Below are 651 nucleotides of genomic sequence, written 5' to 3' on the forward strand. Positions count from 1 at the left end.
CCACCGGCTACTACACCGGTTGGTGACCGTCAAAGGGCCTGTCCCTCGGGTCGTCTTGATGAACTACCCCAAAAGTATACCCCGGGCTCTAGCGCGGGGAGCCGCATCGATAACAGGGGTCTTCTTCCGGGAGCATCCACTGCATACAGACACTGCAGTGCTGGGCTTCCGGTTCTTTTTCGTCGTCGTCGTCGTACATGTTGGCTCCTTAACCAACACACACCGTAAATGAGAACCCAAGCCCATGCCCAGAAACTCTCTGAGTAATACCCATTTGTACACGAAGGGTGCGCCTACCTGCTTACCTGGGGTCAGACCCTAGGTAAGCAGGTAGGCGCTCCGTGAGGCCACCTTGGTCAACCTCGCTGGTCAAAGCCAGCCCTGCCCTCAGTTACGGAGCGGCAACCAGTCGGCAATCGCTTGACCAATCTCATGCGGGCTGTCCTCCTGGATGAAATGACTCCCCGCCACCTGCACCTCTGTCTGGTTAGGCCAAGTGCGGCAAAACTCTCTTTGCCTACCACTCAAAATTGCCCCCGGGTCGGCATTAATAAAAAGCTTCGGCACCTCTGAGTTAGCCAACCAGGCCGCATAATCAGCCACGATCTCCACCACATCAGCCGGCTCTCCCGCTAAAGGAATCTCCCGTGG

The 651-nt window shown here is 56.8% G+C and carries 1 pseudogene (only partly in view); it reads right to left on the minus strand.

From position 1 onward, the window contains the following. Window positions 1–387 precede the first annotated feature (387 nt). Window positions 388–651: pseudogene (locus tag EYQ49_04010) on the minus strand (haloalkane dehalogenase); it runs 628 nt beyond the window's last position.

The sequence above is a fragment of the Acidimicrobiia bacterium genome, from assembly GCA_012959995.1.
Classification (GTDB): Bacteria; Actinomycetota; Acidimicrobiia; order Acidimicrobiales; family MedAcidi-G1; genus MedAcidi-G2B.